1 protein-coding gene is annotated in these 471 nt (G+C 77.5%); it reads left to right on the forward strand.

Going from position 1 to position 471, the window contains the following annotated elements; all coding sequences use genetic code 11:
- Nucleotides 1–471, forward strand: a 471-nt coding sequence (locus GTW08_RS27485; protein WP_202417782.1) for an arabinosyltransferase domain-containing protein, incomplete at both ends; no start/stop codon positions are given.

The raw sequence follows: 471 nt of genomic DNA on the forward strand, positions 1-471 counted from the left end.
GGCCGGGCTCGGGCGGGCCGCCGCGGACGTGCTCGTCGTCGTCACCCTCGCGGTGTGGACGGTGCTCGGGCCGCTGTCCACCGACGACGGCTTCACCGAGGCGATCGCGCGCAACGCGACCGGCACCGCGACCGGCGACTTCGGCAACGTCTACCGCTGGGGCAACGCCTCGGAGGCGCCGTACACGCTGGTGATCCGCCTGGTCCGGGCGCTGGCCGAGACCGGGGTGGGGCCGCTGGTGCTGCGCGTGCCCTCGGTGCTCGCCGGGATCACGGTGTGGCTGCTGCTGTCGCGGGTCGCGCTGCCCGCGGTGCTGGCACGCCACCACCGCCGGGCCTGGGTGCGGGGCACGCTCGGCGTCGCGCTGCTGGCGTGGTGGCTACCGCTGAACCTCGGGGTCCGCCCGGAGCCGTTCGCGGCGCTCGCGACGACCGCGGCGCTGTGCTGTGCGCTGCGCGCCGCCGCCCGGCC

The organism is Pseudonocardia sp. SID8383, assembly GCF_009864975.1.
Classification (GTDB): domain Bacteria; phylum Actinomycetota; class Actinomycetes; order Mycobacteriales; family Pseudonocardiaceae; genus Pseudonocardia; species Pseudonocardia alni.